The organism is Halomonas sp. AOP27-A1-41, assembly GCF_052378605.1.
Classification (GTDB): Bacteria; Pseudomonadota; Gammaproteobacteria; order Pseudomonadales; family Halomonadaceae; genus Vreelandella; species Vreelandella citrativorans.
In genome coordinates this window covers 1-5937 of the sequence record NZ_JBQSXT010000044.1, presented here as the reverse complement: position 1 = coordinate 5937, position 5937 = coordinate 1, and the positions used below count along the sequence as shown (strand labels likewise).

8 protein-coding genes are annotated in these 5937 nt (G+C 52.7%); 2 read left to right on the top strand and 6 right to left on the bottom strand.

What is annotated here, in order from left to right:
- On the bottom strand, positions 1 to 546 hold a 546-nt coding region (locus tag ACT3TC_RS16865; protein WP_444641110.1), incomplete at its 3' end, for a glutathione S-transferase family protein.
- Positions 547 to 729: 183 nt separating this feature from the next.
- Entirely contained in the window at positions 730 to 951 is a 222-nt protein-coding gene (locus tag ACT3TC_RS16860; protein ID WP_444629799.1) for a VF530 family protein, read from the bottom strand.
- A 261-nt stretch (positions 952 to 1212) separates the two neighbouring features.
- On the opposite strand from ACT3TC_RS16860, the gene ACT3TC_RS16855 reads away from it, so the two are divergent.
- Positions 1213 to 3018, top strand: a complete 1806-nt coding sequence (locus tag ACT3TC_RS16855; RefSeq protein ID WP_444641108.1) for a DUF4153 domain-containing protein — start codon at positions 1213 to 1215, stop codon at positions 3016 to 3018.
- Positions 3019 to 3041: 23 nt separating this feature from the next.
- Here ACT3TC_RS16855 and ACT3TC_RS16850 read toward each other — a convergent pair whose 3' ends face one another.
- Together ACT3TC_RS16850 and ACT3TC_RS16845 are read right to left on the bottom strand one after the other, a co-directional pair.
- Positions 3042 to 3317 carry a DUF1971 domain-containing protein gene (locus tag ACT3TC_RS16850; RefSeq protein ID WP_172115986.1) on the bottom strand — a complete coding sequence of 92 codons (276 nt, stop codon included), beginning with the start codon at positions 3315 to 3317 and terminating at the stop codon, positions 3042 to 3044.
- A gap of 1 nt (position 3318) precedes the next feature.
- Positions 3319 to 3906 (bottom strand): O-methyltransferase, encoded by a 588-nt coding sequence (locus tag ACT3TC_RS16845; RefSeq protein ID WP_444641106.1) that lies wholly within the window; start codon positions 3904 to 3906, stop codon positions 3319 to 3321.
- A gap of 148 nt (positions 3907 to 4054) precedes the next feature.
- Here ACT3TC_RS16845 and ACT3TC_RS16840 point away from each other — a divergent pair, with 148 nt between their 5' ends.
- Positions 4055 to 4546 carry a TspO/MBR family protein gene (locus ACT3TC_RS16840; RefSeq protein ID WP_444641104.1) on the top strand — a complete coding sequence of 164 codons (492 nt, stop codon included), beginning with the start codon at positions 4055 to 4057 and terminating at the stop codon, positions 4544 to 4546.
- A gap of 123 nt (positions 4547 to 4669) precedes the next feature.
- Here ACT3TC_RS16840 and ACT3TC_RS16835 read toward each other — a convergent pair whose 3' ends face one another.
- Together ACT3TC_RS16835 and ACT3TC_RS16830 are read right to left on the bottom strand one after the other, a co-directional pair.
- Positions 4670 to 5449 carry an aminoglycoside adenylyltransferase family protein gene (locus ACT3TC_RS16835; RefSeq protein ID WP_444641103.1) on the bottom strand — a complete coding sequence of 260 codons (780 nt, stop codon included), beginning with the start codon at positions 5447 to 5449 and terminating at the stop codon, positions 4670 to 4672.
- Positions 5450 to 5509: 60 nt separating this feature from the next.
- Positions 5510 to 5937: GNAT family N-acetyltransferase (locus ACT3TC_RS16830; protein ID WP_444641101.1), on the bottom strand; the 428-nt coding region annotated here is incomplete at its 5' end.

The following is a 5937-nucleotide window of genomic DNA, read 5'->3' as shown; positions in this document are numbered from 1 at the left end:
AAGGTTTGTATGCTGTATTTGGCTTAACGCAGCAACCATTAGAATGTCTGGATAGGTAAACTGGTCGCCAAGCAGATAGCGCTTGCTGATAAGCACATCTTCGAGCACTGCGAGGCAGTTCTTGGCCATCTCCACGAGTGCCGGACGTCGCAGCTTTGCCCACTCGGCATCCGCTTCAAATAAATCAATCACGGCAATTTGCGTCATCGGTGGCTCCACTGTATCCAGGGCAGCAAACGTCCATTGCAGGGCTTTAGCGCGTTCTGACTCACTCGTCGGCAGAAGCCTCCCTGATTGCTCCGCCAAGTAGATAACAATAGCTCCTGACTCAAAAATGATCACGCCATCATGGTCAATTGCGGGTACTTTGCCAAAGGGATTGATTGCCAAATAATCAGCGCTATGTAGCTCCCCAGCGACATCATCAAGCCCATTAACCTGATGAGGCAGTTCACACTCTTCTAGTGCCCACAGCACACGTAAATCCCTCGTAATCCCCACCACTTGCGGCGTTACTTTTCCAAATCCATACATCGTAATCATCATTAATTTCCTCACGAAAGCCGATACTTCAAACGGTCTGTGATTGCATGAGCGAACTATCACTAGTCGTTCGAGCGTGAGAGAAATCGACAAGCTACGATGTATTTTTTTATTCTCAATGGCCGCATAAACGGCGCGAGGAGCGTAAACCTCATAGCCCACTCCGCCGCTACACTTATTTCTGCGTTAATCCGTAAAGGTATTGATATACAGCGCTTCTACTTTATCCCGTGCCCACTGCGTTTTACGCAGGAATTTCAACGACGACTTAATAGAAGGATCGTTGAAGAAGCAGTTAACGTTGATCTCTGCGTACAAGCCGTCCCAGCCGTAACGCTCAACCAACCGCGTCAAGATCTTTTCAAGGCTTAAACCATGTAACGGATTATTGGGTTGTGGATGGTTCATCAAGTAATTCCTGGTGTTATTTCAAACGCCCCTTCTAATATGGCAGGCGACAAGCCACGAATGTTAACAGAGGCAGTTAAGAAAGCACGGCGGAATAGCGTTCCGCCATTGGCAGCGTACTCCTCTGCAAAGAACCAGTAATATTCGATACATTTCCATTTCCCTGTCATGGTGATGTTGTTATTTAATCCAACGCTACCCTGATTATTTTTAAAGCAACGTCAATGTTGATTAAGCTGACTCCACCTACGGACAACTGTCATGGATGATCATCGCGCAAACACGCTGGACAAGCCCACCCGTACGGGCTTGATTTTGCTGGCCGTGGTACAAGGGGTTGCGCTGCTGGCCCTTCATCTGGCGATCGAGCATGAGTACTGGCTGGCCGCGGACCAGCGCTGGCTCAAGGCGCTTTATACCGTAGCAATCGCCCTGCCCGCGCTTTATCTAATCGGCATGGAGCGGCTACGTGATCACCTCAATTTTCTGCCGCTATTGCTGGCCCCACTGCTGTTTTGGCTGGGCTGGCACCTTGGCTGGGTAGAGCAAACACCCGAGCAACAGCAGTGGGTGCGGCACCCGTTCATGTTTGCCTTTTGCATGTCGCTTGGCGTGGCGCTTTTCATTCTGGCACTGTTTTTTCGGAGTAGCGCCACTAGCAGAACCTGGCCTACCGCCTATTCACCGCTGCTGAATTACTCTTGGGAATTCACCCAGACGCTTTCCCTATTGACGCTGTTTATTGGTGTGTTCTGGGGCCTGTTATTACTGGGGGCAACGCTGTTTTCGGCTATTGGCGTGCGCTTTTTTGAGACGCTTTTCAGCGAACCCGTGTTTATTTACCCCGTCACTTGGCTGGTGATCGGTTTAACGCTGGTGATGATTCGTAACCGCTTTCGCCTGATTCAAAGCGTGCGGCAGATGAGCGAGGCACTTATCAAAGCGTTACTGCCGCTGGTAGCCCTTATCATTCTGCTGTTTTTTTCCATGCTCCTTTTTACCGGCGTGCAGCCCGTCTGGGATACAGGCAGAGCCTCCTCCATATTAATGGCGCTGATGTTAACTCTGCTGCTGTTCTTCAACGCGGTCTTTCATCAAGCGCATGGCTTACCCCCCTATCCCACCTGGCTACGCCGCATCATCCTGCTGGCCGTTGTGCTGCTGCCGGTGGGTAGCGTGCTGGCCGCCTGGGCGCTCTGGCTGCGTATAGATCAATACGGCCTTAGCCTGGACAGGCTGTGGGCTGTCCTGCTGCAAGTGCTAACAGCGGCATTTACCGTAAGCTATAGTCTGCTTCTGCTGTGGCGCCGCCAGGCAGCACTTCCCAGCCTACAGCGCGCCAACGTTGGCTTGGCCTTGCTGGTGGCCCTTGTGTTGATCGTAGTTAACACACCGCTGGCAGATATGCGCCACTGGGTTGCCGAGCAGCAAATCAAGCGGTTGCTGGATGGCCGCACAACAGCCGAGGCGTTTGATGTTAACTACCTGCGCTACCAACTCGGCCAGCCGGGCACCCTGGCCTTGCAAGCCTTGGTAGAGAGCGAATTTGCCCAATCGCAGCCTGAGTTAGCTCGACGTATTGAGCTTTCGCTCAGGCAAACCGAACGTTGGAGCCAGGAACCACTGGTGGATACTCAGAACCTGGCTGACGTCGCCCAACAGTTCAGGGCAAGCCCTAACGGCGCCACTCTCCCAGAGCCCTTGCTGAACCTGTTGGTTGAGCAGAATTCCGCCTGTTTAAGCCAGACAGAACCCTGCCAGACCCTACAGATCAGCAGCGGCACGCCCTTCCAGTGGCTGGTTTATGAACCTTATAGCGCGGTGGGCAAGGCGTATGGCGAGCACGATGGCGACTGGCTGTTGCTCGGCCATTTGATGCTACTCGGTACGACTCAGCCGCAAGATGACCTAACGTGCCAAACGACTCTGACTACGAATGATCTCGAACGCCTTACCGGGCCAGCCGATATCTACCGGAACGGCAACTGCCTTTATCACCTGCAGCCAACGATTGAAAACGCTAGGCAGCAGCTATCCGCTCAAGGTGAGGAAATATCAGGGGAGTAAGCAGATTGGCAGGTACTTCCCTATCAACGATAAAACTCAACAAAAAATCTTACCGGGCCCAACGGCTTTATATGATGCTTTATCGTTGGCTCTACAACACCATACTGCTCTGGGCTTAGCTCGATGATATCCAGTGCTGGCTCTTGAATGGTGTACTCCAACAAGCCTTCAAGTACCACTATTTTTCCCCACACCCCCTCTTTGGTTGTGTGGTCATTCAACAACCCTGTGGGAACGCTCTCTTCGGTGAATTCTGGCGTTCTTTTATAGGGAGAAACATTGACGGGTAAGTCTTTCATGTTATCGGCTCCTTGTAGCCAAAAACTCGCCGTTTCCGACAGGCACGGTACACGTGGCGAAATCAGGGTCTGCGGAAATTACTGTCACAAAAGGCGACATCTCTTCAGCATGAGACGTGGCATTATCAACCACAAGAAGCCCTCCTTCACGAAGAACCCGCTTAATGTCGGGCCACCATGCCAGATACTCAGAACGCTCAGAATCGAGAAAGAGAAGATCGATGCTTGATGCAAAGCAGCGACCAAGTACGGCACCCGCCTCACCATGAACCTGGGTAATGAACGGAGCAAGGCCTGAACGTTCGAAGCTCTTCGCCGCAAGCGAACGTTTGAAATCGGATTGTTCAACGGTCGTCACATGGCCGTTAATTGCCGCTGCGGCCCAAGCCAGCCAGAGTGTTGAGTAACCGTTAGACGTTCCAATTTCAAGCACGCGTTGAACATTCGTGGCCCGAACCATCACGGAAAGGAATTCTCCCGTGTCACGGGTGATGTTCAACATGCGGCGAGGCCGGTCGGTGATGGCGCTATCGTTGCTTACACCAAACTGCTCGAGTTCAAGTAACAGCGTTTGTAGCGATTCAGTCACGTTGCACTCCCTTTGTTTAATGCCGCCTTATCTAGCTCGCCTGCCACGCTTCAACCATGCTTCACTCTTTCGCAACCGCCGCCGTGGCCGATCCCATTGCGTTACACTACGCTTGAAGTGATTTTCATACTTTACAGCAGAGGCTCACGTGCGTGCACTTTCCCGCAAAAAACAGATTCTGGGCCTGATTGGCTGGCTGGCACTGGCCTATATTGCCGCCGCCATCGGATCAGTGGCCTCCATCAACGCGGCCTCTTTCTACGCAGAGCTTGTGCAACCGCCCTGGGCACCGCCCGCTTGGCTATTCGGGCCGATGTGGACGACGCTTTACGGCCTTATGGGCGTTGCCGCCTGGCTTGCCTGGCGTGAACCCGGCGCCCAGCTCGCGCTTGTGATGTTCGCCATACAGCTGGCGCTCAACGCCTTATGGAGTTGGCTCTTCTTCGCTTGGCAGCTGGGCGCTCTCGCCTTTATCGGCGTGGCCGCGCTTTGGGTATTGATTTTGATGACGCTGGTGATGTTCTGGCAACTCAAGCCGTTGGCGGGTCTACTGCTGGTGCCTTACCTCGCTTGGGTGAGCCTGGCCTGCGCGCTGACCTGGAGCGTGTGGCAGCTTAACCCGCAAGTGTTGGGGCAATGAAAGCGACGGCGTCGCTTGTCACAGCAGGGCTGAAACCACTCGTAGTCTCAACGGCACGACAACAGGTACAAGAGCCCCCCTCCATCAAACGCCACTTGGGCAAAAAGGCATGTGAGGATTGTTTTACGGGGTATCGAGGCACCCCTCAATCGAATTTTTCAAATAGGAGGCAAGCGCTGCAACGTCCTCATGCTTATCCTGCCATCTATCCTCAATTATCCCCAGATAACCTTCCCGAGCATATTTCAATAGCATTGCATGGTCAGGTGGTGCTTGCCCTTCCGCCCACTCTGCCGCAGCATCTTTAGGAACAATATCGCCAGTGGCCGCTGTCCGCCACATGCGTGCCAAGGTTAAAACCACGTTACGCTCATCGCCCGCAGCGTCGGCCAGAAGAGTGGGCAAGGAGTGGCACATTGCCCGTCTAATATCAGCCATAGGCACAGGCTCAAAAACCTCAGCGGCGCTTCTTCCGTACAGCGAAAGACTGTTATCCCTTACCTTCTTCAGAACAATGGCAAGATCAGGATCACGGGCTGGTTTCGGAACACTTCCGGCCTCGAATTTCGCTCTCAACCACTCCCCGTAAACAAACTCAGCCCGAGGCGGAAATTGCCAAGGAACAACATCAGAAATTGTCACCACCGTCAGCTCTAACGGCCTGATGGCTTGGGAATTCCCAATCGCACCGGATACGCCCATCAACCGAGCAACCAGGGCTTTTCTTTGCCATAAGCCAGGAGGCCTTGAGACGGCGACTAAAATATCTACATCACTTTCGTGCTTTAAACCGCCAACGACAGCAGAGCCGAAGAGATAAATACCGATGATCGAATCACCCAGGACGTCTTCTACGACTAACTGTGCCTGTATTGCTTCGTTTGTTATCTCTGGGATAGTCATATCCAGAATCTACTCTTGATCTAACGCCCACAACAGGCGCCTGCCACAAGCATTGATTGGCTATGCAGGGTGATCGCTTATCAGCCGCCCATACATTGCCGAGTCAGAGACGATACCATTGACCTCCCAACGCTGCCTTAGAACCCCTTCTCGAGCAAATCCAAGATTCTCTAGCGCTTTCGCAGAAGATTGATTGCCTGGGTCAATCTCAGCTTCAATTCTCCGAAGCCCCAATGAGTTGAACCCGTACTGAATCAACGCCTCTCCCGCCTCGTTTACATAGCCTTTACCCCAGCAAGAACGGCCTAACCCAAAACCGATCTCGGCTCGCTTGGATTCCTTGTCGTAGCTAAATAGCATGCATTTTCCAGCCAACTCGCCTGTAGACTTCAGATACACACCAAGTACAAGTGACTCTTGACGCTGCATCGAATCGTGGCTGTCATTAATAAATTCAAGTGAGTCCTGAATCGTTGCCCAGGGAGCAG